Source organism: Meiothermus hypogaeus, assembly GCF_003574035.1.
GTDB classification, from domain to species: domain Bacteria; phylum Deinococcota; class Deinococci; order Deinococcales; family Thermaceae; genus Meiothermus; species Meiothermus hypogaeus.
Map to the genome: position 1 here is coordinate 1 of NZ_QWKY01000175.1, position 813 is coordinate 813.

At 69.9% G+C, this 813-nt stretch carries 1 protein-coding gene; it reads right to left on the minus strand.

Annotation, left to right across the window (positions count from 1 at the left end; translation table 11 throughout):
- On the minus strand, window positions 1–813 hold an 813-nt coding region (locus tag Mhypo_RS17805), incomplete at both ends, for a PASTA domain-containing protein (protein ID WP_119342533.1).

Here is an 813-nt window from a genome sequence, read left to right on the forward strand (position 1 = left end):
GGGGGAGGCGGTTCCAGCCGGGGAGGGGCAAAGGGCGAGGCCCTAGGCAGGGAGGCCACAGGCTGGGCCGCTACCAGCACCCGCACCACGGTCTCGCGCGGCAGCACGACGCCGGGGCCGGGCTCCTGGCCAATCACCAGCCCCTCGGGTGCCCCGGAGGCCACGCGCACCACCTGGGCCTGGAGTTCGGCCACCGTCAGGATGTAGCGGGCCTCCTCCTCGGTCAGTCCGCTCAGGTCGGGCAGCAGGGTCTCGCGCACTGGAGGGCGGGTTCCGGTGGAGACCAGCAAACGCACCCCCTCACCGGGGCGGAGGGGCTGACCCTCGCGGGGAATGCTGGAGAGTACGGTGTCGGCGGTGTCGCCGGAGGCGATGCGGGTGATGCCTGCCACCCGGTAGCCGGAAGCCTCGAGGGCCTGGCGGGCATCCTCCAGGGAGCGCCCACTCACGGTGGGGACGTTGCCAAAGCGGGGTTTGTTGATGACCAGCTCGAGCCTGCGCCCGGGCTTCACGCGGGTGCCGGGGTCGGGGGTCTGTTCCAGAATCTGGTCTTTGGGCAGCGAGACGTCGCTCCCCTCGGTAAACTCCACCTTGAGACCGTAGGTACGCACAGCCTCGAGGGCCTGTCGGGGAGTTTTGCCTACCAGGTCGGGTAGCACGTACTCGGGTGGGTTCAAGTAGCTGTTGGCCGCTTGCCAGAGCGCTACACTGCCCAGGGCCAGCATCAAGAGACCCGGCAGCCAGCCGGGCCAGTTCCAGCGATAGGTGCGCTGCGACCGGCGGGGCCTGGCTTCTTTGGGGGTACGGGGGGTT